The 25,963-nt window shown below is 46.7% G+C and carries 18 protein-coding genes and 1 pseudogene; 16 read left to right on the top strand and 3 right to left on the bottom strand.

Annotation, left to right across the window (positions count from 1 at the left end):
- From H7T88_RS23655 to H7T88_RS23630, 6 genes and pseudogenes are all read left to right on the top strand, one after another.
- Nucleotides 1-305: pseudogene (locus H7T88_RS23655) on the top strand (class I SAM-dependent methyltransferase); the annotation flags it as partial.
- Between the two features lie 26 nt (nt 306-331).
- On the top strand, nt 332-766 hold the full coding sequence (locus tag H7T88_RS23650; protein ID WP_260511092.1) for a GNAT family N-acetyltransferase: 435 nt from the start codon (nt 332-334) through the stop codon (nt 764-766).
- A 211-nt stretch (nt 767-977) separates the two neighbouring features.
- Complete coding sequence (locus H7T88_RS23645; RefSeq protein WP_221790634.1) at nt 978-1,433, top strand: MarR family winged helix-turn-helix transcriptional regulator; 456 nt, start codon at nt 978-980, stop codon at nt 1,431-1,433.
- Entirely contained in the window at nt 1,433-4,600 is a 3,168-nt protein-coding gene (locus tag H7T88_RS23640) for an MMPL family transporter (RefSeq protein WP_221790632.1), read from the top strand. The genes H7T88_RS23645 and H7T88_RS23640 overlap by 1 nt, the downstream gene beginning before the upstream one ends.
- Before the next feature lie 162 nt (nt 4,601-4,762).
- Complete coding sequence (locus H7T88_RS23635) at nt 4,763-5,425, top strand: GDSL-type esterase/lipase family protein (RefSeq protein WP_260511091.1); 663 nt, start codon at nt 4,763-4,765, stop codon at nt 5,423-5,425.
- Nucleotides 5,426-5,511: 86 nt separating this feature from the next.
- Complete coding sequence (locus tag H7T88_RS23630) at nt 5,512-6,627, top strand: phosphotransferase enzyme family protein (protein WP_221790631.1); 1,116 nt, start codon at nt 5,512-5,514, stop codon at nt 6,625-6,627.
- A 111-nt stretch (nt 6,628-6,738) separates the two neighbouring features.
- On the opposite strand, the gene H7T88_RS23625 is transcribed toward H7T88_RS23630, so the two are convergent.
- Together H7T88_RS23625 and H7T88_RS23620 are read right to left on the bottom strand one after the other, a co-directional pair.
- Nucleotides 6,739-7,416 (bottom strand): tetratricopeptide repeat protein, encoded by a 678-nt coding sequence (locus tag H7T88_RS23625; protein ID WP_221790629.1) that lies wholly within the window; start codon nt 7,414-7,416, stop codon nt 6,739-6,741.
- Nucleotides 7,417-7,519: 103 nt separating this feature from the next.
- Nucleotides 7,520-8,398 (bottom strand): AraC family transcriptional regulator, encoded by an 879-nt coding sequence (locus H7T88_RS23620; RefSeq protein ID WP_154983918.1) that lies wholly within the window; start codon nt 8,396-8,398, stop codon nt 7,520-7,522.
- Between the two features lie 194 nt (nt 8,399-8,592).
- Between H7T88_RS23620 and H7T88_RS23615 the strand changes: the two genes are divergently transcribed.
- Nucleotides 8,593-10,110: a tagaturonate reductase gene (locus H7T88_RS23615; RefSeq protein WP_221790627.1), complete on the top strand. Its 1,518-nt coding sequence runs from the start codon at nt 8,593-8,595 to the stop codon at nt 10,108-10,110.
- On the top strand, nt 10,107-11,621 hold the full coding sequence (locus tag H7T88_RS23610; RefSeq protein ID WP_186809552.1) for a UxaA family hydrolase: 1,515 nt from the start codon (nt 10,107-10,109) through the stop codon (nt 11,619-11,621). The genes H7T88_RS23615 and H7T88_RS23610 overlap by 4 nt, the downstream gene beginning before the upstream one ends.
- Nucleotides 11,622-11,750: 129 nt before the next feature.
- Here H7T88_RS23610 and H7T88_RS23605 read toward each other — a convergent pair whose 3' ends face one another.
- Nucleotides 11,751-13,781, bottom strand: coding sequence for a beta-galactosidase (locus tag H7T88_RS23605; protein ID WP_221790625.1), 2,031 nt, complete (start codon nt 13,779-13,781; stop codon nt 11,751-11,753).
- 125 nt (nt 13,782-13,906) lie between these two features.
- Here H7T88_RS23605 and H7T88_RS23600 point away from each other — a divergent pair, with 125 nt between their 5' ends.
- The 8 genes from H7T88_RS23600 (at nt 13,907) to H7T88_RS23565 (ending at nt 25,938) form a co-directional block, all read left to right on the top strand.
- Nucleotides 13,907-14,740, top strand: a complete 834-nt coding sequence (locus H7T88_RS23600; protein ID WP_221790623.1) for a helix-turn-helix domain-containing protein — start codon at nt 13,907-13,909, stop codon at nt 14,738-14,740.
- A gap of 136 nt (nt 14,741-14,876) precedes the next feature.
- Nucleotides 14,877-15,665, top strand: coding sequence for an alpha/beta hydrolase (locus tag H7T88_RS23595; RefSeq protein ID WP_154886419.1), 789 nt, complete (start codon nt 14,877-14,879; stop codon nt 15,663-15,665).
- Between the two features lie 72 nt (nt 15,666-15,737).
- The gene (locus H7T88_RS23590; protein ID WP_090923924.1) at nt 15,738-16,397 is read left to right on the top strand and encodes an SGNH/GDSL hydrolase family protein; all 660 of its coding nucleotides are present in this window, start codon (nt 15,738-15,740) and stop codon (nt 16,395-16,397) included.
- Between the two features lie 14 nt (nt 16,398-16,411).
- The gene (locus H7T88_RS23585) at nt 16,412-17,293 is read left to right on the top strand and encodes an SMP-30/gluconolactonase/LRE family protein (protein WP_154886418.1); all 882 of its coding nucleotides are present in this window, start codon (nt 16,412-16,414) and stop codon (nt 17,291-17,293) included.
- Between the two features lie 335 nt (nt 17,294-17,628).
- Nucleotides 17,629-20,703, top strand: a complete 3,075-nt coding sequence (locus tag H7T88_RS23580; RefSeq protein ID WP_221790622.1) for a cellulose binding domain-containing protein — start codon at nt 17,629-17,631, stop codon at nt 20,701-20,703.
- Nucleotides 20,704-20,979: 276 nt separating this feature from the next.
- Nucleotides 20,980-22,515 carry a response regulator transcription factor gene (locus H7T88_RS23575; RefSeq protein ID WP_221790620.1) on the top strand — a complete coding sequence of 512 codons (1,536 nt, stop codon included), beginning with the start codon at nt 20,980-20,982 and terminating at the stop codon, nt 22,513-22,515.
- Between the two features lie 24 nt (nt 22,516-22,539).
- Nucleotides 22,540-24,309, top strand: a complete 1,770-nt coding sequence (locus H7T88_RS23570; RefSeq protein ID WP_090923920.1) for a cache domain-containing sensor histidine kinase — start codon at nt 22,540-22,542, stop codon at nt 24,307-24,309.
- Between the two features lie 333 nt (nt 24,310-24,642).
- Nucleotides 24,643-25,938: an extracellular solute-binding protein gene (locus H7T88_RS23565; protein ID WP_221790618.1), complete on the top strand. Its 1,296-nt coding sequence runs from the start codon at nt 24,643-24,645 to the stop codon at nt 25,936-25,938.
- Nucleotides 25,939-25,963: the final 25 nt, after the last annotated feature.

The raw sequence follows: 25,963 nt of genomic DNA, 5'->3' as shown, positions 1-25,963 counted from the left end.
CTAGCAAAGAGGCTTTTCTTGAAACAGTGGAACGATTAAAAGAGGGAACCCGGCTCGGAGGTATCCATTGTATTACGATGAGTACCAGTGTGGAGGAAAAAGAAATCCAGACAGGCCGTCAGATTGAGCCATTGATTGAATTGAACCTGCCGACATCCGAAGTCATGGCTTTACTGGAACAAGCCTACGAGGGCTGGAATATTCTGTTTCAGGAGCATGTAACCCAGACGATCCAAGAAGAGAAATATGATAAACCGACAGAGTTTCGTTGCGAGTTGCTTCGGTTTGCTGTGCAGAAAGACTAAGTACTTATATTGGAGGAATTGTTTTGTTGAAAAATTTGAAGCCACGACTGCAGGAGCCGGAGGTACAGGAGCTGCTCTCTTACGCTGTATTCCCAGACCCGGATCAGGTTAATGAAACGGTACAGCAATATGTGACACAAAGTAACCTGTTTCTGACGGGATATGAGGATGAAGAACAGCTGGTTGGTCTAATTGGCTATGAACATACGGGAGCGAGCGAAATTACCATTCGCCATATTGCAGTTCTGCCCGAGAACCGCTTCAAAAATTATGGGCGGGGCATGATTTCACAACTTCTTGCAGAGTACAATCCGGATACTTTGATCGCAGAGACAGATCAGGAAGCGGTGGAGTTTTACCGAAACACGGGATTTGTCGTTTATAGTCTCGGTGAACTGTATCCAGGCGTGGAGAGATTCCGCTGTGTGTTTGAGAAAGAGGACGATGAGCAGGAAGCTTAGCAAGGGATGTGCTTTAAAACGTTTTGCGTATAATCATATACGATTAAATCAGATAGGATATTTGGCTTGGCAAAAGTGCTGAGCCGGATGTCCTGTTTTCTTGTTTAAGGAGTAGGAAAAAAAGTATTGCTTCACAACATAGTTTCATTATAGAATAGTTTTACTGATGAATAGTTCGTTATGTGAACTAGTTTTGAAAGGAGAAAAATATATGAACATCCCAGATGCCAAAAGTTTGGTGAATCGTTATCTGGATGCGTCTTTCCTGGTTAACAAGCGGTTTGATACCCAGATACGGGAAAAGGTAGGGCAAACGGTCACAACGGATCAGTTTTGTGCACTGCGCCTCATACATGAAAAGCCTGCCTGCACCCCGTCGGATCTTGCGGAGCTCCTGTGTGTGGGCAAGAGTAGCATTACGGCTCTGGTCAACAAGCTGGCTGACCGGAATCTGGTGCATCGTGCAGGGGATGAACGTGATCGTCGTGTTATCTATCTGACTCTGACCGAGGCTGGTCTTCAGATTTACAAGGAGACTGAGCTGGAAATCCAGAAGGTTCTTGAACCTTACTTGAAACATTTTACACCAGAAGCGGTCCAGAACTTTATTGAATCTTTTGAGAAGCTTGCAGCGTTACTAGCACAAGAAGAAGGGCTGGAGAAGTAATGAGAGCGATATTAAAAGGACGCTGGTGGATCATGGGGCTGTGGATTGTCGCCGCAGCTGTATTGATGTTTACCGCGCCAAACATGAGCGAATTAATTCGTGAAAAAGGACAGTTTTCCGTGCCGGAGGGGTACTCTTCCACAAACGCAGCGGCAATTTTGAATGAAGCCGCAGCCCAAAATGGAGAACAAAAAGGAACTTCTATTGCACTGGTGTTTTATAATCCAGATGGTCTTGGCACAACAGGTAAACAAGAGGCGGAAAAGGCGGTTAAACTGCTTGAGGCCGATAAACAAAAACTCGGCATTCTGTCTGTTCTGGAACCATTCTCACAGCCAGAACTGTCAGACAAAATGATCTCGAAGGACGGTAAAACCATTCTGACTTCACTCTCCATTGAGATGGGTGACCGCACGGTAAAGGAAATGCGGAACGATCTGAATGATGCGCTGGAATCAGTGAATGTTGAGCATTATATTACAGGTAAAGGGTTAATTGATGAAGATACGATTGAGAGTTCTCAGGAAGGACTCAAAAAATCGGAATACATTACGGTTGTCTTTATTTTGCTTATTCTGTTCCTCGTGTTCCGCTCGTTCGTGGCACCATTCGTACCGCTGCTGACGGTGGGCATCAGTTACATCGTATCCCAGCAGATTGTTGCGTTCCTGGTCGATGGGGTTAACTTCCCGCTCTCTACGTTCACACAGATCTTTATGGTTGCAGTCATGTTCGGGATCGGTACAGACTACTGCATTCTATTGATCAGCCGGTTCAAGGAAGAACTTGCGCACCATGAGAACACATGGGATGCCATTATAGCTACATATCGCACCGCAGGTAAAACAGTATTTTTCTCTGCTCTGGCAGTGCTGGTTGGATTCGTGGCCATCGGTTTCGCCCAGTTTATGTTGTACCGTTCTGCGGTCGCTGTCGCTGTAGGGATTGCCGTGATGATGCTGGCACTCGTGACGATTGTGCCATTCTTTATGGCTGTGCTGGGCAGAAAGTTATTCTGGCCATCCAAAGGATCACTTGAACATGCCGAGAGCAAAATCTATGGGGCTGCGGGCAAATTCTCACTTAAACGTCCGTGGGCAGCTCTGCTGATTGTTGCCGCAGTTACGGTGCCTCTTTTGTTGACATATGACGGGAAATTATCATTCAACAGTCTGGATGAGATTGGTGACAAATACGATTCGGTCAAAGCTTTTAATATTATTTCAGATAGCTTCGGGCCAGGAGAATCCCTGCCGGGTCAGATCGTCATTCAGAATGACGAAACGATGGATAATGCCAAATATATGGCTGTGGCAGAGAAGATCAGCCGCGAAGTAGAGAAGGTTCCCGGTGTTGCGGGTGTTCGTAGTATGACACGTCCAACGGGGGATGAGATCAAAGATTTTGAAGTAACAAAACAGGTAGGTACACTATCGGATGGTCTGGGCGAGGGCAAGACAGGTCTGGATAAAATCAGCGATGGTCTTAGCAAAGCTAGTAATGAATTGAGCAAAAATGAACCACAGCTTAAAGAGGCAGCAAACGGAGCAGGTCAGCTAACCAAGGGAACAAGCCAGCTGCAATCCGGTATTACGCAGCTTAGCGACGGACTAAAGCGCATTGAAAAAGGGATTCGGGACGGATCGTCTGGTGCAGGGGATCTCAAAGCCGGACTTCAACAAGCCAAAACCAGTGCAGACCAGCTAGCCAAAGCGAATGATCAGTTGTTGCAAGCCTACCGTCAGGCAGGAGCAGGTGTTGCTGCGCTGGGGAATGGAACGAAGGAACTGGAGCAGCAATTGACAGGTGTTTCAACAGCTTTGACGAGTCTTACAGCATCTTTCTCTGCTCTGGAAGAGCGTTTCCCTGAGTTGCAGCAAGATGCTGACTATCAACGCATCAAAGGCACGATTGGTCAAACCGGTTCAGGCACTGCGCAGCTTGCGCAGGGACTTTCCAAAATTCAGACGAATCTGAGTGCAGCGGCGGCTGGAATCAATCAAGCGAATGAAGGTTTTGCTTCCGCAGCGTCCGGACAGAAGGCTTTGGCCGATGGTCTGGGTCAGATTGTAACAGGTATTGGTCAACTGGAAACAGGATTGAAACAGGCTGCCGATGGTCAAGGTAAGGTGATCAAAGAAATCCCTTCTATCCAGAATGGTCTGGGTCAGCTTCAGGGAGGGCAGGAGAAGATCCAGAAGGGCTTCTCGGATCTCAGTGGTCAATTAACACAATTGACAGATGGCTTGAATCAAAGTGTTGATGGAATCAAGAAGGTGTCGGGCGGTCTCGATTCCGCTCAGGATTATCTGACACAACTGCAAAATTCACCGGATTCGGATCTCGCAGGCTGGTACGTACCTGAAGAAGCCTTGAATAACAAGGACTTCAAAAAAGTGTTTGATACGTATCTATCGAAAGATCGCAAGACGATGACGCTGGATGTTATTTTTGCTGAGAATCCGTATGGTACAGAAGCGATTGACCGTGTGCCAGATATCGAAGCGGCAGTACATCGTGCAGTTCAGGGCAGTGCGCTTGAAAAAGCCGATGTTGCCGTAGGCGGTGTAACCAGCACGTTTGCCGATTTGCAGTCGATCTCGAACAAAGACTACACACGTACCGTTATGCTGATGCTCGCAGGAACATTTATCATCTTGGTAATCCTGCTTCGTTCCGTCATCATGCCGATTTATCTCATTATTTCACTTCTGCTTGCGTACTTCACATCGATGGCACTTACGGAAGTGGTCTTTGTGAATATCATGGGTTATGCCGGAATCAGTTGGGTTACGCCATTCTTTGGATTCGTTATGCTGATTGCGCTTGGCGTTGATTACAGCATTTTCCTTATGGATCGATTTAACGAAAACAAAGGAATGAGAGTACAGGATGCAATGTTATACGCGATGAAAAACATGGGAACCGTCATCTTATCCGCGGCGGTCATTCTAAGTGGAACTTTCGCGGCGATGTACCCGTCTGGGGTACTCTCGATGATGCAAATCGCTACCGTTGTGCTTAGTGGTCTGATTCTGTATTCCCTCTTATTCCTGCCATTCTTCGTACCTGTAATGGTGAAGATGTTCGGGCGGGCGAATTGGTGGCCGTTCCGTAACAAGGAACAGTCGGAATCTTCCGAATCGAATCATACCGTTGGTATGTGATCATCATTGATGATATTTCATATGGAAAGGAAGCTCTGCCGCATCATGTGGTGGGGCTTTCTTTTTTATAATACTCATCATGGACACAAAGATTGGTGTTTGCCTAAGGACACTATCCCGCGCTTTGTCGAATCGATCTTCATAGGATATAGGGAGTCATGAATGATCAGGGAGATCAGCAGAGAGAGGGGCGGCGGGATGGTATATCGTTATGTAGCTATAGGGGATTCCTTGACGGTAGGTACAGGAGCTTTGCTCGGAACCGGATTTGTTCCAATCTATCGCCGTATGGCGGAAATGAACCTTCGTACATTTGTATCTATGGACAATTTGGGTGTGAACGGACTAACATCGGCAGAACTTCAGCAGATGATTAACGGACATCCTCGGGTGCGTCAAGCGATACGTGAAGCAGATATGATTACGGTATCCATTGGTGGTAACGATCTGATCCGTACATTTAAAGCTAGCGGAGGTATTCCAAATGCAGGGAAAATGACACAGGTGCTTGGTGAAACACGTCATCATGTATCTCAGGTTATGCGACAAATTCGGCAGTTAAAAGGGGATCAGAAGTACTTTGTTCGTTCCATTGGATTGTACAACCCGTATCCACAATCAACCGAAGCTGCATACTGGGTGCGACAGTACAATTCTTATCTTAATAGTGCAGGTTCAGGTAACTATGCATGTGCTCAGGTGTACGACAAGTTTGAAGGACGTGAGCGAGAATTGCTGTTCTGGGACAGAGTCCATCCAAACGCAAGAGGGTACCGGATTATCGCGGAGCAGTTGAATCGAACGGGCTATGTTCCTTTTGCTTGAAGCCTGAAGAAAACTAGACCCGCCTTACAACTTCCGATATGATGAAAGAGTTCATTCAAATTATCGTAACAGGGGAGTTCAAATCGGTGTCTAACAAACAGCAAAATTCTCTTCTTCCATCGGAAAAGCAATTAATCTCTGAAGTGTTAGCCTTGTACGGCTTCAGATCGGAATGGCAAGGTAAGCGCAGCAATGGAGGTATGAATAACTCTACTTTTGTGCTTCACACCCGTGATGCAGATTATGTTATGAGACAATACGAAACACATAATGATCAAGCGAAAATAGCTTTTGAACATGGCGTGCTTATCGCACTGTCCAATACAGATTTTAAACTTCATTCGCCAACACCAGTCATTTCATTATCTAGTAGTAGCGGCGAGACCGGCGATCAAGAATCGAAGGAAAGTAACCATTCTAATGAGGAGAATAGGCAGACTTACCAGCTTGTACAAGATCATATCACGGGAACTTTTAAAGTCGTGGCTCTGTTTCGTTATTTGGAAGGCGTAAATCCGGTATGGGATTCCCCCGAGCAATTGCTTCCTTTGGGGCGGGCAGCGGGAAATCTCTCAACAGAACTTGCCAAGCTCGAATTGGAACTTAAGCCGGTATATCCGCCATATTACCGGATCGACGAGGCTTATCCGCTGTGTACACCAGAACGTTTACTGGGAATGTGTGCTTCGCCGCCGGAAACGCTGAAGGTTTGTGCCGAGGAGTTAGAGCAGTTGCTGGTTGAACTGCCAGGTTTGTTCAAAGCATTGCGTGGAATGGAGCAACTTCCGCATCAAATCGTGCATGGTGATGTGAACGCATCCAATGTGCTGGTAGACCCAGAAGGCAACATGAGTGCGATTCTTGATTTTGAGTTTGCCACCTGGGATCTGCGGGTCATGGAACTGGCTGTTCCGATGTCTGACATGCTGACCATGGACAAGAGCGAAGAATGGATGTGGCAGGCGCAGGCTAATCTGGTGCAGGGCTTTCGAGAAGAGGTTGAACTCACCGCTGACGAACTGAAAGCAATCCCGCAGCTGATTTTGCTGCGAAGTCTGGATGTGGTTATGCATTTTATCAGCCGGATGCTGGAAGGGACGGATAAACCAGAGGTGGCCGCAGAGCAAATTGTGAAACTCAAACAGCGAATGGACTGGATGAGGCGGCATGAGAATCAATTACGTCAATTGTTAACGAATTAACATGCGTGGCAAATAAATAAGTGTGCTGGTTCTGCTACGGACAAAAAAGCAGAACCAGCACACTTATCTTTCTTTTATAGGATGCTTGCTGATATACGAAGGTAGTTCAATCTACAAAGCACGTTTGCGGAACCAACTGCGGACAGCCCAGCGCCGTTCCTGACGTTTTTTATATTTGGGCAAGGAACGATACACATTCAGGGATTGATCATATGCCTGTTTGGCATCTTCATTACGCCCTAGCGAACGGTATACCGAGCCAAGCAGATAAAAGGCTTCACTGGAGGAAGAATGGATTTCCTGAAACTGCTGCACATAATGAAGGGCTTTGTCACGATCCGTATCCTTGAAGGCTGTAGCCAGATTCAGATAAGGCTGTCCGTACTTGACTCTGGGGTTAATCTCAAGTGCATGCAAGATATGACGTTCGCCTTCCGAGATTTTGCCGAGATACAGTTCAGTTGTGCCCAAAGCTTCCCAGTACTCAGCAGACTGTTCGTAAGGGCGTTCCAGTTCAAGCAAAAAGGCATGTGCCTCACTGTAACGTTTGCGTTCAATGAGCAATCGGGCCAGTTCCAGCTTGGAAGATACTTCGTTAGGGTTCAGCGCTATCTGTTGTTTCAACCTGGAAATGTTACGCAACCGTTTAAGGGGTTTGGTGAAGCTTGGAAATACGCCGACAAAACGACGATCCAGGAAATACAGGATGACGAGCAGAATCAGAATGGCGATGAACGGATTGCCAACGATCTGCCAGAGCAGGCCAAAAATAAGAAATTTAATAATCACAGGTTCAACTCCAGTAACAATATAATCGTGTTGCGCAAACCTTGAATATCATACCATATCCTCTCTTGGAATAATATGTGTGTGCATATCTCCGTTTCACATCCTAGCGATGTTGTACCATCGTTCTGCGATATGCAGCCGGTGTCGTGCCCGTCAGTTTCTTGAACTGTCTGTAAAAATGAGGCAAACTATCAAATCCGCAAGCATCTGCGACAGCAGCCATCGTTTCATCCCCATTCAGAAGATGCTCCTTCGCCATAATAACTCTACGAGCGAGTACATAATCCGTTAGCGTCATTCCGGTGTAACGCTTGAATGCCCGGCTAAGATGAGCAGGAGACACGGCAGCTTGTTGTGCAAGTTCAGGTAAAGTCAATCGATTGCGCAGTTTAAGATCTATGTCAGACAGAATGGAGGACAGCCATGACGGAGTAGGTAGTGATGTTGTAGCATGGGCAGGACCGGTAGCTGAATCCAGACGTTCAAGGAAAATAAGCAAGAGCTGCAGTCGGAGCAGTGCGGCGTGAGAACTCAGATGATGATCGGAACGGAACTCGGCATGAATATCATCAATGAAGGCAGACACTTGTGCCTGCTCGGCACGGTTTAGATGCCTTTTGTATATTCGCCGTTTGCGACAGCGTTCAAATGGGTGTAGCAAGGAGGAGGACATGCCTCCGGCGGTTGAAGCCAGTAACCCCGGACTGAAGAACAGTGCAGAAGAGGTAACCGGATTACCTGCATCAGGCAATGCACGGTGCACGGTACTGCCTGGAATAAGAAATAAATCTCCCTCCTGCATATCTTCGAGACCTGCATCGATAAAAATACTTCCCTGTCCCCTATAGACATATATAATTTCATGCCAGTCGTGCAGATGATCCGGTAATTCATTTTGTGGAGATTTCGTATCACTATAGACAAGGCGGAACGGTATGCCCGATTCGGTCTGAATGGTGGTGCGAACTGGTGAATGTTCCATTGGGACTCCTTTGGGAGACAAATGTCTCAGATAAGATGTCAATTCTGATCAAAAAACAGTATATTTAACGCAATATAAGCAATTTAATTTCCTTTTATTGATGATACAATGAATTTAAAGCGTTTACAATAAAAGGATGCCAGCATATGCTGTTCGCATTCTGAGTTCGCAAATAATCGGTGAGGTGAGTGTCCATGTCTGCAAGCACAAAGCGGCCAAGATTGAAGATGCATCTGCTCGGCAATGATAGTCAGCGCAAATGCAAAGAAATGATTGAACGTCCCGTCAAAGTTTTGCAGATCGGGGAAGGTAATTTTTTACGGGGATTCGCAGACTGGATGCTTCATGAGAGTGCTCGGCAAGGCAAATTTCACGGCTCTGTAGCCGTGACACAGCCTCGGCCTGGGGGCAAGGCCAAGCTGGAGCAGATTCGTGATCAGGATGGATTATATACAATGATTACGCGTGGTCTCTCTGAAGGGAAACGTGTGGAACGTACGGAAATGGTCTCTGTCTTCTCCCAATTTATTAATCCATACGAGGAGTGGCAGACGTTTCTGGAACTTGCGGAGCTGCCATCGCTGGAATTTGTAATCTCGAATACGACAGAATCCGGCTTGAAATTTATCCAATCAGACTATATCCCAGGAGAGCCCGTTCAATCTTTTCCTGGTAAATTGACGGTTTTCTTGCATCAAAGATATGTACGTTTTGCTGGAGATCCATCGAGAGGACTCATTCACCTGCCATGTGAATTGCTGGAGGGCAATGGTGATGTTCTGCGAGAATGCGTGCTCCGTCATAGTGAAGATTTCGGATTCTCGGACAGCTTCCGCTCTTGGATCGAACATCACAATCAATTCCTGAACAATCTGGTAGATCGTATTGTGACGGGTGCGCCAACTCAGGAAGAGGCAGATGCACTCACGGAACGCTGGGGTTATGAGGATCAACTGATTAATACGGCAGAGCCTTATCATTTCTGGGCGATTCAAGGCGAGGAGTCGCTGGACAAGCGCCTTCCATTGAAACAAGCAGGGCTCAATGTGCACTGGGTTAAAGATTTGAAGCCATATCAGCTTCGGAAAGTGCGCATCCTGAACGGCTCACACACCCTGATGTCTTCTCTGGGCTTGCTTCGCGGTAAACAACATGTAAGAGAAACCATGGAAGATCCGCAGTTTAGTTCCTGGATTAGGCAAGCGGTGCTTGAAGAGATTGTGCCTGCTATGGATATGCCTGAGCTGGGATTGGAGCCATATGCGGAAGAAGTCTTTGAACGTTTCTTAAATCCATATATTGATCACAAGTTGCAGGACATTGCACTGAATACGGCCGGTAAATTCAAAGTACGTGTACTGCCAACCCTGCTCGCCTATGAACAGAGTCAAGGAAGCTGGCCTGAGCGGCTAATACAAGGTTTTGCCGGATTCCTCTATTTATATCGCCCATTGCAGACGCAGGAGGGCTACAGAGCGCAGCTTTTGAGCGGAGAAACGATTCCACTAAGAGATGACCCTGATGTACTGGCAGCTTTGGCTACTCATTGGGAAGGTTACGATCACTTGACCAGTGGAACGGCTGAATTGGAGAAGAGGGTTGCTGCGGTTCTCTCCAATGAAGTGATCTGGGGAGAGAATCTGGATGCAAAAGAAGGATTGCGAGCAGCACTCGTACATGAAATCAGTAAACTGGAAGGTGAAGTGAAATGAGTACAACAAGCACAATCAACGACTGGATTGCGATCCAGCCTCAGGACGATGTCATCATAGCACTTCGCGATTATGTGAAGGGAGAGCGTATCGATCTGCCGGATGGTCACTCGTTCACACTGCAAGATGATGTACCTAAAGGGCACAAAATCGCTGTGCACGATCTTGCACAGGGAGCAGATGTGATGAAATATGGTTTTTCCATCGGCATCGCCCAGGAAGCAATTGCACAGGGGAGCTGGATACACAGCCATAACTTGAAGACAGGTCTGCATGGTTTGCTTGAATATGAATATCAGCCAGGACAACCGATGACGATAGACATGCCTCCTGAACATTTACGAACATTCGATGGGTATTTGCGTCCGAACGGGGAAGCGGGAATCCGCAATGAAATCTGGATCGTCAATACCGTTGGATGCATTAACAAGGTGTGTGAAGCTCTTGCACGGATGGGGCAGTCCCAATTTGGCCGTCGGGTGGACGGTGTGTTTCATTTTCCGCATCCTTTCGGCTGTTCCCAGCTGGGGGACGACCTGAAATATACTCAACAGTTGCTGGCCTCACTGGTCGAGCATCCAAACGCTGGTGGTGTGCTGGTCATTGGTTTAGGTTGTGAGAATAACCAGGTGGATCAGTTCCGTGAGTGCATCGCACCGGAGTATCGGGAGAAGGTACGTTTCCTCAAAGCGCAAGAGACCGAGGACGAGTTGGAAGAAGGATTGCGTTTAATGGAAGAGCTGGTTGAGATTGCTGAGCAAGAGAAACGTCAGCCTCTGCCACTGAGCAAACTGAAAATTGGATTGAAATGCGGAGGCTCGGATGGCTTATCCGGCATTACAGCGAATCCGCTCGTAGGCGCTGTTGCGGATCTGCTCGTTGCTGCGGGTGGAACAGCGATTCTGACTGAGGTTCCGGAGATGTTTGGAGCGGAAACCATTCTGATGAACCGTGCGGCAGATGAGCATGTCTTCAACGATTTGGTAGACCTTGTGAATGGTTTCAAGCAATATTTCGTGAATCATGGTCAAAATATCTACGAAAATCCTTCGCCGGGTAACAAAGCAGGCGGAATTACAACACTTGAAGAAAAATCACTCGGATGTACGCAAAAGGGAGGACGCTCCTCGGTTGTCGATGTGCTCCGTTACGGTAAACGGGTGACCAAAACGGGTCTAAACATTGTAGAGGCACCCGGCAATGACCTCGTTTCCGTGACAGCTTTATCTGCGGCAGGAGCGCATATCGTGCTGTTTACGACGGGACGCGGCACACCGTTTGGCGGTCCGGTACCTACGGTCAAAATTGCAACGCAATCGGACCTGGCGAACCGTAAAAAGCACTGGATTGATTTTAATGCCGGTCAGCTGCTTGAAGGACAGACGATGGAACAAGTCAAAGAACAATTATTCAGTCAGATTATTGATATTGCTTCAGGACGTGCGCAGACTCTTAGCGAACAGCATGGTTTCCGGGAGATCGCGATCTTCAAAGACGGAGTTATTCTCTAACCTCATCTACGTGTTGCAAAATAAAACAAGACAACAATCCGGCGAGTTGTAATAAACTGCCGGATTGTTTTTTATTTTCTTTTCGAAGTCTTATGCACGCGTAGCGGTGCAACAATATAGATTATACCGCTACGTTGTGCGTTCTAAAATGTGCACTCCGCGGGCTTCAATGCTAATCTCTCCAGTGTATTCCTTGCCTGTTAACAACTCACGGACCCTTGAATCACCGAGATCATATGACTGCGGGGAAGCATTGTGGTTCATGACAAAAAGATAAGTTAACCCATCTTTCGTACGTGCGCTTACCTCTACACCTTGCGGGGTTTCGAGCAAAGGTTTAATATTTTTTTCGGCCGCAAGCTCTGCGAGTAAACCTTCGAGGAAAATGTTTTCCGGATCAGTGGCGACGTACCAGGCTTGCCCTTGACCAAAGGTATTACATGTAAGTGCAGGCATGCCTTGATAGAAGTCTTCACCGTACTCGGCAATCACTTCTGCACCTTCACTGTGAAGGAGGTCGCACAGCATACCGCATTCGTATACGCCTTCAAGTGCGCCCCATGTTTCCTTCAGAACGATGCTATTCTTCTGTTCGGGTAGGAGAGCATCAATCTCTTCGACCCAGATGCCAAGCAGGTTTCGAAGCTCACCGGGGTAACCGCCAGTGGTCACGAGATCATGCTCGTTAACAATTCCGCTAAAGAAGGTGGTCAGGAAGGTACCGCCGGCCGCAACGAACTGCTCCAATTTTGCAGCAAAGCCTGGTTTGACCATATAAAGCACAGGTGCAAGAAGCAGATCGTATGAGCTGATATCGCTGTCTACGCTTATAATGTCCACTTGAATGTTGCGGTGGAAAAATGCCGCGTAGTATTTGTGAATTTGCTCGACGTATTTCAAAGCCACCGTTGGCCCGCTTGATTTTTCAATTGCCCACCAGTTATCCCAATCGAATACAATCGCCACCTTGGACTGAACTCTGGCATCAAGCGTGGTGTCGCCGAGGATCTGCAGTTCCTTGCCGAGCTGTGCGACCTCTCTGAACACCCTTGTGTTTTCATGTCCTGCATGTTCAATGACGGCACCATGGTACTTCTCGCATGCACCGATGGAACGGCGAAGCTGGAAGAACATCACGGTATCCGCGCCGTGTGCGACTGACTGATAACTCCATAGACGCATGACACCAGGGCGTTTCAGTGAGTTATACGGTTGCCAGTTCTGCTGACTGGGTGTCTGTTCCATTAGCATAAATGGCTGACCGTCTTTGAGACCGCGCATGAGATCATGAGCCATGGCGGTATAGCTGATTGGTGTCGCAAGACCGGGATAACTGTCCCAGGACACGATATCCATATATTTAGCCCATTTAAAATAGTCGATCTGTTTGAAAAAGCCCATCAAATTCGTTGTGACGGCAGAATCGGGAATATGCTTTTTAATGGCATTGTACTCCAGCAGATAACATTCGAGCATGCTGTCCGAGTTAAAACGGGAGTAGTCCAGTGAGATGCCTTGGAATGATGAACTGTTGTGACCCCAATGTTCACTCAGATTGCTTGGAAGCACAATCTCGTCCCAATCATAGAACGTATGGCCCCAGAAGTTGGTGTTCCATGCTTTATTGACCTGTTCTATGGTTTTATAACGTTTCTTGAGATATACACGGAATGCTTTTTCGCAGTTTTCACAATAACAATCCCCGCCATATTCATTGGAAATATGCCAGACAAGGACTGCGGGATGATCTTTGTATCGCTCGGCCAGTTTGTCTGCGATGATTTCGGAGTACTTCCGGTAGGTCGGACTGTTCGGGCAGGAGTTATGCCGTCCGCCAAATTTCCGTTTGCGTCCGTCCGCGTCTACGCGCAGGACATCGGGGTAATTTTTGGCCATCCATGCCGGGTGCGCGGCGGTACTTGTGGCAAGGCAGATATAAACCCCATTTTCGTACAAACGATCAATCAATTGATCCAGATATTCAAAATTATACGTCACCTCGTCAGGCTGAATTAGTGCCCAGGAAAAAACGTTAATCGTGGCCATATCAATGCCCGCCAGTTTAAACATGCGGAGGTCTTCCAGGTGGGTCTCATGATCCCATTGTTCAGGATTGTAATCGCCTCCATAAAACATTTTGGGTAATTTGCTGCTGATCAATGTGCTCACCTCTTGTATAAGAATAATCCTATACTATATGATACATATGACTTTTAAAATATAATAAAAGTGATGATGCATATAAGAATATGGAACTGGATTCTATTGTATTTAAGGAGGTTATCATGCTCATCTCACCGGGGCATCAGCGTTTTTTTATGACACCGCGGGATCAGCCGCTCCCACTATATATCGAGAGTATAGGCTATAACGGAAATCAGGAAAAAGTCTCCAGAACTGCGGGTTATCCGTATTACCACTGGCTGCAAACGGTCAAGGGAGCAGGAGAGTTCAAGCTGTCAGGGACTTCAGCAATTGTTGGCGAAACCTCGGGTATTTTGCTTCCCCCAAACCTGCCTCATGAATATGCTCGTGTTCAAAACGAGTGGGAGACCATTTATATTACATTTGGTGGTTCGCAGTGTGCCGCCATCATAGATTCACTTGGGTTGGGTGAGGCCGATATTCGCCAGTGGGAAACAGATAGTCCACTAAGCGATTATGGTCAGCATGTGCTGAGTTCGATCGGGAGTGATCAGGATTTATCCGGATTGGAAGCCTCGGCGGACATGTATCGTTTCTTGATTTTGCTGAAAAAACACGGAATGACCGGCAATCGCTCTTCCATCTCCCAAGCTGTAGCAAGGCTTGCTCCGCTGCTTGCCTTTATGGAGGAACATTACGGCGACCCGGACATCGGGTTAGAACAAATGGCATGCATTATCGGAATCTCATCCAGGCATATGAATACGCTGTTTAAACAATCCTTCGGCATAACGGCCTACAGTTACTTCATTTTGCTTCGCATACGTAAAGCCAAAGAAATGCTGACGGGCAGTATGGAACTTACGATCAAGGAGACTGCGGCACGGGCCGGGTTCCGGGATGCCAGTCATTTTGTTGCCACATTTCGCCGGATTGAAGGGGCCACACCTGAACAGTTTCGCAACTTGTACTAATTACGCCAAGGTTGAACAAAAAGATCAGAAGGGTATTGATGCTTCTTCCTGTTGCCGTTATGATGGTATCGAATCCTAGAATCGAAAACGATTAAACGAATCTATTCCATATACATGAGAGAGGATGAGTCCGATCATGAGTTCAATTATTCCTTTGTGGGAGCAGGCGGCCCCATACGCGGCTACAGGCCATGAAGACGAAATGCCACATCTGATTCCTTTTATTCAACCGGGTTCCGAGAGCGCTGTCATTGTATGTCCAGGGGGCGGTTATGGCCATCTCGCTGACCATGAGGGTGCGCCCGTTGCTGAGTTGCTCAATCGAGCTGGCATTAGTGCTTTTGTGCTCAAATATCGAGTAGCACCGCACAGTCATCCGGCGCCTCTGGCGGATGGGCAACGTGCAATCCGTTATGTAAGAGCTCACGCGGAACACTACGGGATCAACCCGTCCAAAATTGCAGTACTTGGCTTTTCGGCAGGTGGCCATCTCACAGCAACATTGGGTACGCAGTACGATGATGGACAACCGGGCCATGAGGATCCGATTGAACAGGTAAGCTCTAGGCCGGACCGTGTCATTCTCTGTTATCCGGTTATCACAATGGAGTCTTATGGACATGAAGGCTCGCGTATCAACTTGCTAGGCGAGGATGCAACCGAAGAACAGGTTCAAGCGTTCAGTGCAGAGCGACAGGTTAGAGCAGATGCTCCTGAAGCATTTATTTGGCATACGAGTGATGACCAGGCTGTACCCGTGGAGAACAGTTTACGGTATGCTTTGGCTTTGGGTGCACATGGGATTCCATATGATCTTCACATCTTTGAAAAAGGTCCACATGGTTTAGGACTGGCGGAGCATGATGCTACGGTTCGAGTGTGGTCTGATCTATGTCTCACTTGGCTTAAAAATCAAGGTTGGTGACGTCGGCAACGGCACAAACTCTATTTTGCCAGTGAACTAACCGATCAATATCCAGCAAAGGAGAACAACGCCATGAAATTGCAAAAGAATGACAGACTTCTTTTTATCGGGGATTCCATTACCGATTGCGGACGAGCACATCCTGTAGGTGAAGGAAGTTCAGGGCTGGGACATGGGTATGTGGCACAGGTGTATGCTTTATTGCGGTCCATTTATCCCGAACTGATGCTGAGATTGCAGAATGTGGGTAATAGTGGGAATACCGTTCGTGACTTGAAGCAACGCTGGCAACAGGATGTACTTGATCTGAAACCGGACTGGCTCACAATTATGATCGGTATTAACGATGTGTGGCGGCAGTTCGATCACCCACTGGCTGACTCACAGGTGTTTCTGGAGGAATACGAGGCAACATTGCGTGAACTGGTCGCATCCGTGCGCCCGAATCTGAAAGGGCTTGTGCTTATGACCCCGTATTATCTGGAAGCGAACCCGGAAGATCCGATGCGGGCGACGATGGACATCTACGGAGAAGCGGTTCGCAGAGTAGCATCGGAATATGACGCGTTGTTTGTAGATACGCAGGCAGCATTTGCGCCACTGTGGGATCATTTTTATACATCGGTTCTCACACATGATCGAGTACACCCGGATGCTACGGGTCACATGGTACTTAGCAAAGCTTTTCTAGATGCGATTGGATTTGAATGGACGAGAAATACGAAATCCTAAGAAGGAGCGATAATATGAGTCATGTAACTGTAGTTGTGGATACACCAGCACAATTGGGAGAAGGACCAAGCTGGGATGCGGAAAATAGTCGTTTGTTATGGGTAGATATTGAAGGGTTTAAAGTACATGCATACCATCCCGAGACAGGTGAGGATCAGGCTTATGATGTGGGTGAACATGTCGGAGCGGTGGTGCCCTATCGTGGGGATGAAGTGATCGTTGCACTCCGAAGCGGCTTCTATACATATCATCTGCTCACGGGTGAGAAGCAAGCGATCGCGGACCCTGAGCAAGACAAATCTACCAATCGGTTCAATGATGGAAAATGTGATGCATACGGACGTTTTTGGGCCGGTACGATGAGCCTGAACAACGAACAAAAGGCTGGATCATTATATTGTCTGGAGGAAGGGAAGCCTGTACGCAATATGGTGCAGCAAGTATCCACCTCCAACGGTCTGGGTTGGAGCCCGAATCGTGAGTTCATGTATTACATCGATACGCCGACACGTTCCGTGGATCGTTTTGATTTTGATCTGGCTTCGGGTACGATCTCCAATCGGACGAGTATCATCTCAGTGCCGGAAGACATGGGATTCCCGGATGGCATGACTGTGGATGCGGAAGGTATGCTGTGGGTTGCCCATTGGGGTGGAGGAAGAGTCACCCGCTGGAACCCGGAGACAGGGGAACTGTTACAGCAGATCGAAGTGCATGCAGATCAGGTGACTTCCTGTTGTTTTGGCGGCCCGGATCTCGAAGATTTATATATTACTACTGCACGTATAGGAATTAAGGAAGAGCGCTTGCAGGAAACGCCGCAAGCAGGTGCATTATTTGTCGTTAAGCCGGGTGTTAAAGGGCAGGAAACACATGTCTACGGACGAAAAGCGTAAGCAAAGTGAGCAGGAAAAATCATAGTGGATTTAAAGATGCTGTGTGAACAGCATCTTTTTTTATTTTACCAGAGGATTACAATTTTTTTTGAAAAGTGGATATTTACACAGAGGGGAAAAACGTTTTCTATCGAATGTTATTATTGAAAGAATTATCCATTTTGCGGTGGTGTTCGAAAGATTTTTGTAAGCGCTTAACCGCAAAGTGAAGGGAGGTGGTTCTCCTCTAAGGGAGAAGGTATGGATTCGTCTGATACGCCATCATCAGCAGGTGAGACAGCGGGGATAGACCGAATTGCCAAAATGTACAAATGCGAAAAGGAGGAGTAGTTGAGATGAAAAGGTGGATGAGCAAGTTACGAATCCTGAGTTTAAGTGTAGCTATTGTTACAGCTTCACTGGGTGGTCTGGGGATGGCAGGAACTTCAGAGGCTGCGCCGAGTGAGGCCTACGAATGGAAAAGCGTCGTTACTGGCGGAGGCGGAGGTTTTATACCCGGCATTATCTTTAATGAATCTGAAAAGGACTTGATCTATGCGCGCACTGATATAGGTGGAGCTTATCGCTGGAATCCGGTGGATAGTAGCTGGACTCCGCTTACTGACTTTGTAGGCTGGGACGACTGGAACAATAACGGGGTAGATGCACTCGCCTCCGACCCTGTTGATCCAGATCGGGTGTACATGGCTGTAGGGACGTATACGAACTCATGGGTGAAGGACAACGGATATATCTTCCGTTCCACTGATCGCGGAGATACGTGGGAGAAAACCGAGCTACCCTTCAAGGTAGGGGGAAACATGCCCGGACGTTCCATGGGTGAGCGTCTGGTTGTGGACCCGAATGATAACAGCATATTGTATTTCGGAGCCCGCAGTGGCAACGGATTATGGAAAAGTACAGATTCTGGAGTAACCTGGAGTGAAGTAACCAGTTTTCCGAATCCGGGTAACTATGTTGAGAACCCTGCTAATGAATACACAAGTGACATTATAGGTCTCGCCTGGATTACTTTTGATGAAACAAGCGGCTCTGCGGGACAGGCTTCACAAACCATTTATGTCGGCGTAGCTGATAAAAGTGAAAGCATCTATCGCAGTACCGACGGCGGCTTGACCTGGACTGCTGTTCCCGGACAACCTACGGGTTATCTGCCTCATCATGGGAAAATGGACGTAGATGGAAGTTTGTATATTACCTACAGTAATGGTGCGGGACCCTACGACGGAACGAAAGGGGATGTCTGGAAGCTAAACACAGCAACCGGAGTATGGAAGAACATCAGCCCAGTTCCGAGCAGCAGTTCGGATAACTATTATGGTTATGGCGGCTTGGCTATTGATGCACAGGAGCCTGGAACGATAATGGTCGCAACGCTGAATTCCTGGTGGCCTGATGCTATTCTGTTCCGTAGTAAAGATGGTGGAGATACCTGGACACGAATATGGGACTTTGAAGGGTATCCTGACCGAAAATTCAGATATACGCAGGATATTTCCGCGGCGCCTTGGTTAACCTTCGGTGTGAATCCTGCACCGCCGGAAATTTCGCCTAAGCTGGGCTGGATGATTGCTGCTCTGGAGATTGATCCGTTTGATTCCGACCGATTGATGTATGGAACGGGGGCAACCATATACGGAACCAACAATCTGACGGATTGGGACGAGGATAAGAAAATTAACATTTCCGTTATGGCCAAAGGCATTGAAGAAACCAATGTCATGGATTTGATTAGCCCGCCAAGCGGAGCGAATCTGCTTAGTGCACTCGGTGATGTTGCCGGGTTCCGTCATGATGATCTCACCAAAGCTCCAGCAACGATGTTTACGAATCCGAATTATCCTTCAACAGAGAGTATTGATTTTGCCGAATTGAGCCCAAACACCATGGTACGGGTGGGGAAAGCAGATTACACGGTTGATCCCAATGCGAGATCCATTGGATTATCCAGCGACGGAGGAAAAACGTGGTACAAAGCAAGTGCAGAGCCGTCAGGTACTGCCGGAGGCGGAACTGTTGCCATCTCGGCGACAGGCAACCGTCTGGTCTGGAGCACATCGGATCGCGGGGTATTCCACTCTGTAGGCGGTAATTCCTGGACGGCAAGTACAGGCATACCAGCAGGCGCCAAAGTCATTTCCGACAGAGTTAACCCGAGCAAGTTTTATGGCTTCGCTGCAGGGAAAATTTACGTCAGTGTTAATGGTGGAGCATCGTTCACTGTATCTCCAGCTACTGGGCTTCCTGCCTCAGGTAATTCAGACCTCGATGCTGTGCCAGGTGTGGAAGGAGAACTGTGGTTTGCTGGGGGCAATGAAGAAGAAGGGCCCTACGGCTTGTGGCACTCAACAGATTCTGGAGCGACCTTTACGAAGCTCGCCAATGTAGAAGAAGCGGACAGCATTGGTTTTGGTAAAGCAGCTCCTGGGCAAAGTGTTGTCGCTTTGTATGCCGTTGCACAGATTGATGGGACTCGCGGATTCTTCCGTTCTGATGATGGTGGCACGAACTGGGTGCGAATTAACGATGATCAGCATCAGTACGCCCGTGTGACCACAATTACAGGTGACCCACGTATTTATGGCAGAGTATATCTAGGTACCAACGGACGCGGAATACTCTATGCGGACCCGGTTAATGGCAATGGGGGCACACCTACAGTACCTAATTCGACCATCACCCCGGTAACGGCTCAATTTGATCTGAATGTGGATCATCAGGCCAATATTCCTGTCACGTTAACACTTAATGGCAATACACTGACCTCTATTCGGAACGGAAACGCGATACTTGTAGCCGGAACCGACTATACCGTTGCGGGTAATCAGGTTGTGCTGTCCAAAAATTATTTAGCCACATTGTCTAAAGGTGCAGCTGTGTTAACTTTTCAGTTCAGTGCAGGCAACCCTGCGGTGCTGAACCTGACCGTTAAGGATACAACTGTGGTCATCCCAGGTGGAACAATTCGTATCGAGATGTACAATGGAACAACGGCAGCTACGGGCAGTTCCATCACTCCCAAATTTAGACTGACCAATACCGGTACAACTCCACTCCATCTGTCCGATGTGAAAATTCGATATTACTATACGATTGACGGTAGTCAGCCTCAAAATTTCTTCTGCGATTGGGCTGCTGTGGGAAGTGCCAATGTTACCGGTACGTTCAGTTCCATTAATCCTGCGTTGCCAGGAGCGGATCATGTGTTAGAGGTTGGATTCAAGGCAACTGCGGGAATGTTAAACGCAGGACAGAGCACGGAAATCCAGACTCGCTTTTCCAAAGACAATTGGACCAATTACACTCAAACGGATGATTACTCCTTTGAAGGAACGCATACCTCTTATGCTGACTGGTCCAAAGTAACTGGATATGTTGCGGGTCAACTTGAATGGGGAATGGAGCCGTAACATTCGGTTCATGATTGAATTGAGAAAATAATAATGAACAAGAGGTCTCAAAATGCCTGAGTAGGTCGTGGCGTTTTTGGGACTTCTTGTTTTGTCGAAATATAGTGTAAACTATAAGTAGTTACTATTGCTTAAACATAGGATTTAAGATATAACAATATGTACGATTATTATAATGTTCATGTAACCGCTAACAAGAACAACTTCAATAACCAACATATAGAGGGTTAAACGGTATAGATATAGAGTGATAGAAGAGACAGGGGGGTCGCGATCATGAACCGGTTGTGCAAGGTGCTGATTGTTGACGATGAATTTCTGGTTAGACAGGGTATTAAGCACCACATGAACTGGGAAGCAGAAGGATTTAATATTGTAGGGGAAGCATCCAATGGCGAAGAAGGTCTGCAACAGGTGGAGTTGTTAAAACCGGATATCGTCATTACCGACATCGTGATGCCTGTTATGGACGGTGAAACTTTTGTTCGTACACTCAAAGCGGGTTACCCGCATATTGAGGTCATTGTGCTGAGCAGTTTCAGTGAATTCGAATATGTTCGATCTACATTGCAGCATGGAGCGGCAGATTACATATTGAAGCCCAAGCTGGATACGAATGAACTTCTGGAAGTGTTAAGACGTACGGCCGGCAAAATACCAGAGCTTCAATACGAGCCATCCCATGATGGCTGGCGGCTTGGTCAATTAATGGAGAAAATGTTATCCGGATTCACGCTGGACGAAGACAACGAAATGCCTGTTATTCGGGAAAACTTCCCGTTAGGCGCTTTTCGCTTGCTCGCATTTCAGATTACTGAAAGTAGTTTGAAAAATCAGGATCAGATTGAAGCTGAGGTTCGAAAACGCTTGCCTGAGATTGAATGTGCTATTTTACCAGCAGAAAGCCGATTGTCTGTTATGTTGCTGAACATGAAACCTGAGCAAGATGAAGCTACGGTTGAGCAGATCAGGGAATGGGCAGCGGAAGCAGGGGCAGGACAGAATGCTCCGGTGTGGGTGCTTAGTGAGAGATTTCTTTCTTTTGAAAAGATGGGAGACATCTATCGCGAGCGTTTGCTTAAATTAATGGAGTTTTGCTTCTATTATACGAATCGTGCAATTCTGATTGATGGCGAGCTTCCGCCAATGCATCCTGCAGGGTATCAATTCAACGTCAATATGTTTTTGCAACATGTAAAACGCAATCGGGTGGAGACAGCCAAAGAATATTTGCATGAACATGCCGCGACACTTGGGAGAGATTATATTGCTGATGTATTCGAGATCAAATCATTTCTGGGTAACTTGATCTTCAATGTCACGATTACCCTGGCAGATATGGATGTGCAGTCAGCGGGGCTTGAAGAGAGTAAATATACGTATTTTAAAAATGTGGATGGAGCCTCGACGCTTACCGAAGTGATGCTGGTTCTGGAACAATTCATGACGGAGGTTCAGGAATGTGTTTCCGGTTCAGGAGGCAAACGAAGTGATCCGAATATGACCATGTTGCTGGATTACATGCATGCGCACTATGACCAGCCCTTGGGGCTGTCCGAAGTGGCCAAACATTTTCATTTTAACCCGTCGTATCTATCCAGTTACTTCTCGTCACATAAAAAAGAAGGATTTAATGAATATCTGAACAAGATTCGCATTGAGAAAGCGGAGGAATTGCTACGATCGGATGATGTCACGATATCTGAAATTAGCAGTATGGTGGGGTATTCAGATCACAGTTACTTCTGTAAAGTGTTCAAAAAATTCACAGGACTATCTCCAAGTCGCTATCGGCGTAAATTTTGGGCTTAATATAGAAATGGATGAGATTACTTCATGAAAAAGTGGAAAAATGGCTTGTCGCGTCTCGGATTATTCCCCAAGCTAATTCTGGTTATGGTTGTCAGTATAGTCCTGGTGTCAGTGCTTATATTGTGGACAACAATTCATATGTCAACCAATCTGTTTACTGAAACGTTCAGCATCACGAATTCGAAGGTGCTGAGCCAGATCAAAACGAATTTTGATGCGTTTAACGACTCCATCGCTGCGGTGACGAACAATGTGGCCCAAAGTGGGGCTATTCGAGGGTTTCTATCGGATGGGGATGGGGATTCGGTTACCATGTCCAAATCGTACTACAGTATGCGGGAAACGATGAAGCGGGTTCAGTCCATCATTGAGTTTTATGAAGTGGGTATTACGATTGCGGGGGTAAATGGACGAAGTTTTTCGACCAACCCCTCATACATCCAGAAAACAGCCGACGAATTAAAACAGGATCAGATCACAAAGGCAGCGACCGAGTCACCGAGTCGTCTGATCTTCGATGACTACCAAGCCCAGACCAAAGAGGGCACATTGCGAATGATCTCTGCAACCAAAGCGCTGACGGATCGAACGCGAAGCAAAATCTATGGTACGGTTTATATCACGATGAGGGAAGAGTCATTCCGTCAGTTCTACGCCAATTTTACAAGCCGGGGCAATGATGTCGTCATTATGAATGAAAAAGGGGAGATCGTATCCTCTAACCGGGAAGACTGGATTGGCACGACTCAATCTGAACTGTTATCATATGCCGAAACCATAAATGAAACGGCACCCAAAAACATCAATGCGCGAGTCATGGGGCAGGATAGCATCATATTATCTGAATATTTACCATTTTACCGTTTGTATATGGTAAACATCGTGGATAAGGAATCTGCGATGGGACAGCTCATTGATATGAAGACGGTCGCATTGATCTGTGCTGCGATTGTGTTTGCGGCTCTGTTGCTGGTATTCCTGATTACGAGTCAGATGACGAAGTCGCTACGCAGACTGGTCAAACAGATGTCCAACATTACGAAGAGTGATCTGGATAACTATATCCCGATCAGCGGCAGTTATGAGAGCAGGCAGTTAGGTCATGCGTACAATTACATGCTAGATGAATTGCATGATTACGTGGATCAGCTTGTACAGACGCAACGGGAACAACGTAATGCTGAGCTTGCGGCGCTTCAGAGCCAGATTAATCCTCATTTTCTGTATAACACCCTGGCTTCTGTCAAAGTTCTGGTACAGCAGGGCAATAAAGATCGGGCTGCGGAAACGATTAATGCGCTAATTGGTTTGTTGCAAAATACGATTAGCGATGTCAGAGAGACGGTAACAGTAGAGCAAGAGGTCGAGAACCTGAAAAATTATGTCTTCATCAACCATGTGCGTTATGGCGGACGGATCAAAGCGGCCTTTTACGTAGCTCCGGACTGCACACACTATCAGGTTCCCAAGCTGGTGATTCAGCCTTTTATCGAAAATGCCTTCTTCCATGGGTTTATCAAAAAAGAAACGGGCACGATTCATGTGATGGTTTCCCGCGCGGGAGAATCATTAGTGTGTGAGATCATGGATAATGGAGATGGTATTGCAGGACTTAATGTAGAAGGAGCACTACCCAATCCGAAAAATAATCGTCAACTGTTCAGTGGCATAGGTATCCGAAACGTGCATGATCGAATTGAGTTGTTGTACGGCTCGCCTTATGGTGTGACGATTATGAGCAACGTTGGCGAGGGGACAAGAGTCACTGTAACGTTGCCGTTGATTACGAGTTGAAAAAGATAACAAAAAGTCTCAAAATACAACAACCCTTCATTTCTGATCCCCGGAGATGAGGGGTTTTTCATATGCAAAATCACGGACTCACTGCATATTTGTAAAATTTTCAGCTCAAAATAGTACAAAATCAAAAGAAAGTACAAAAAACCAAATTAAGTGCAACCGTTTTCTGTAAAGGTTTTCATTGTGGCAATAAGAAGACAAATCTGCACAAAATTTTTACTAACGAATGGAGAAATGGGAATGATAAGATGAATACATCGGAAGCAACCGCTTTCAGAAAACGCAAACAAATTTACAAACAAAGAGGTCGAAGGGGAGTTGAATGTTTTGAAAAAAATGTGGGTATTGATGCTCGTAACCGTATTGCTGTTGTCCGCATGTTCATCCGGCGGTGGAGGTAAAGAAGCTGCTAGCGGTGGTGGCGAGAAAGCAAAAGAAATTACGATCTGGGCTTGGGATAAAGCATTTAACGTTGCTGCTCTGGAGCAAGCTAAAGCCATTTATCAAAAAGAAAACCCGGATCTGAAAATCAACATCATTGAGAATGCTCAAGATGCGATCATTCAAAAGCTGAACACTGGATTGAACTCCGGAACAAGCAGCGGTCTGCCAAACGTAGTTCTGATTGAAGACTATCGTGCACAAAGCTTCTTGAGCGCTTATCCAGATGCGTTCAAAGATTTGTCTTCCACAATCAAAGCATCCGACTTTGCAGAGTATAAAATTGGACCAACTTCTTATGAAGGTAAACAATACGGTATTCCGTTTGACTCCGGCGTAGCTGGTTTGTACTACAGAACAGACTTGCTTGAGGAAGCAGGCTACAAAGCTGCTGACCTGCAAGATATCACGTGGGATGATTACATCAAAATCGGTGAAGCTGTAAAAGCAAAAACAGGTAAAGAGCTTCTGTCTCTTGACCCGAACGACCTGGGTATCATCCGTATGATGATCCAAACTGCAGGTAAATGGTACACAGCTGAAGATGGTAAAACACCTGATCTGAACAACAACCCTGCATTGAAAGAAGCGTTCGAAACATACAAAAAAATGATGGATGCTAACATTGTTAAATTGCATTCCGACTGGAGCCAATTCGTTGCCAATGCCAATAACGGTGCTGTAGCAACAATTCCTACAGGTAACTGGTTCTCACCATCCGTTCGTCAAGAAGCTTCCCAATCCGGTAAATGGGCTGTAGCTCCAATGCCGAAAATGGCTGGTCAAGCAAACTCTGTACATGCATCCAACTTGGGTGGTAGCTCTTGGTACATCATGAATGATGTTCCTGGTGCAGATCAAGCGGCTGACTTTATGGCTAAAACTTTTGGTTCCGACAAAGAGTTGTATCAAGAATTGTTGACTAAAATCGGTGCGATCGGTACGTACACACCGGCTGTTGATGGTGATGCATACAACAAACCAGACGAGTTCTTCGGAGGTCAAAAAATCTTCGCTGATTTCGCTAACTGGACTAAAGAAATTCCAAAAGTAAACTATGGTAGCAACACTTATGCAATCGAAGATATCTTGGTTGTTGAAATGCAAGCATACCTGAACGGTAAATCAATCGATGACGTTCTGAATGATGCACAAAAACAAGCTGAGGCACAATTAAACTAATATCCCAAGGTAACTTATAGAACCT

It is taken from the genome of Paenibacillus cucumis (ex Kampfer et al. 2016), from assembly GCF_019748695.1.
GTDB classification, from domain to species: domain Bacteria; phylum Bacillota; class Bacilli; order Paenibacillales; family Paenibacillaceae; genus Paenibacillus; species Paenibacillus polysaccharolyticus.
The sequence above is the reverse complement of the archived record's forward strand: the minus strand, read 5'-3'. Positions and strand labels throughout refer to the sequence as shown.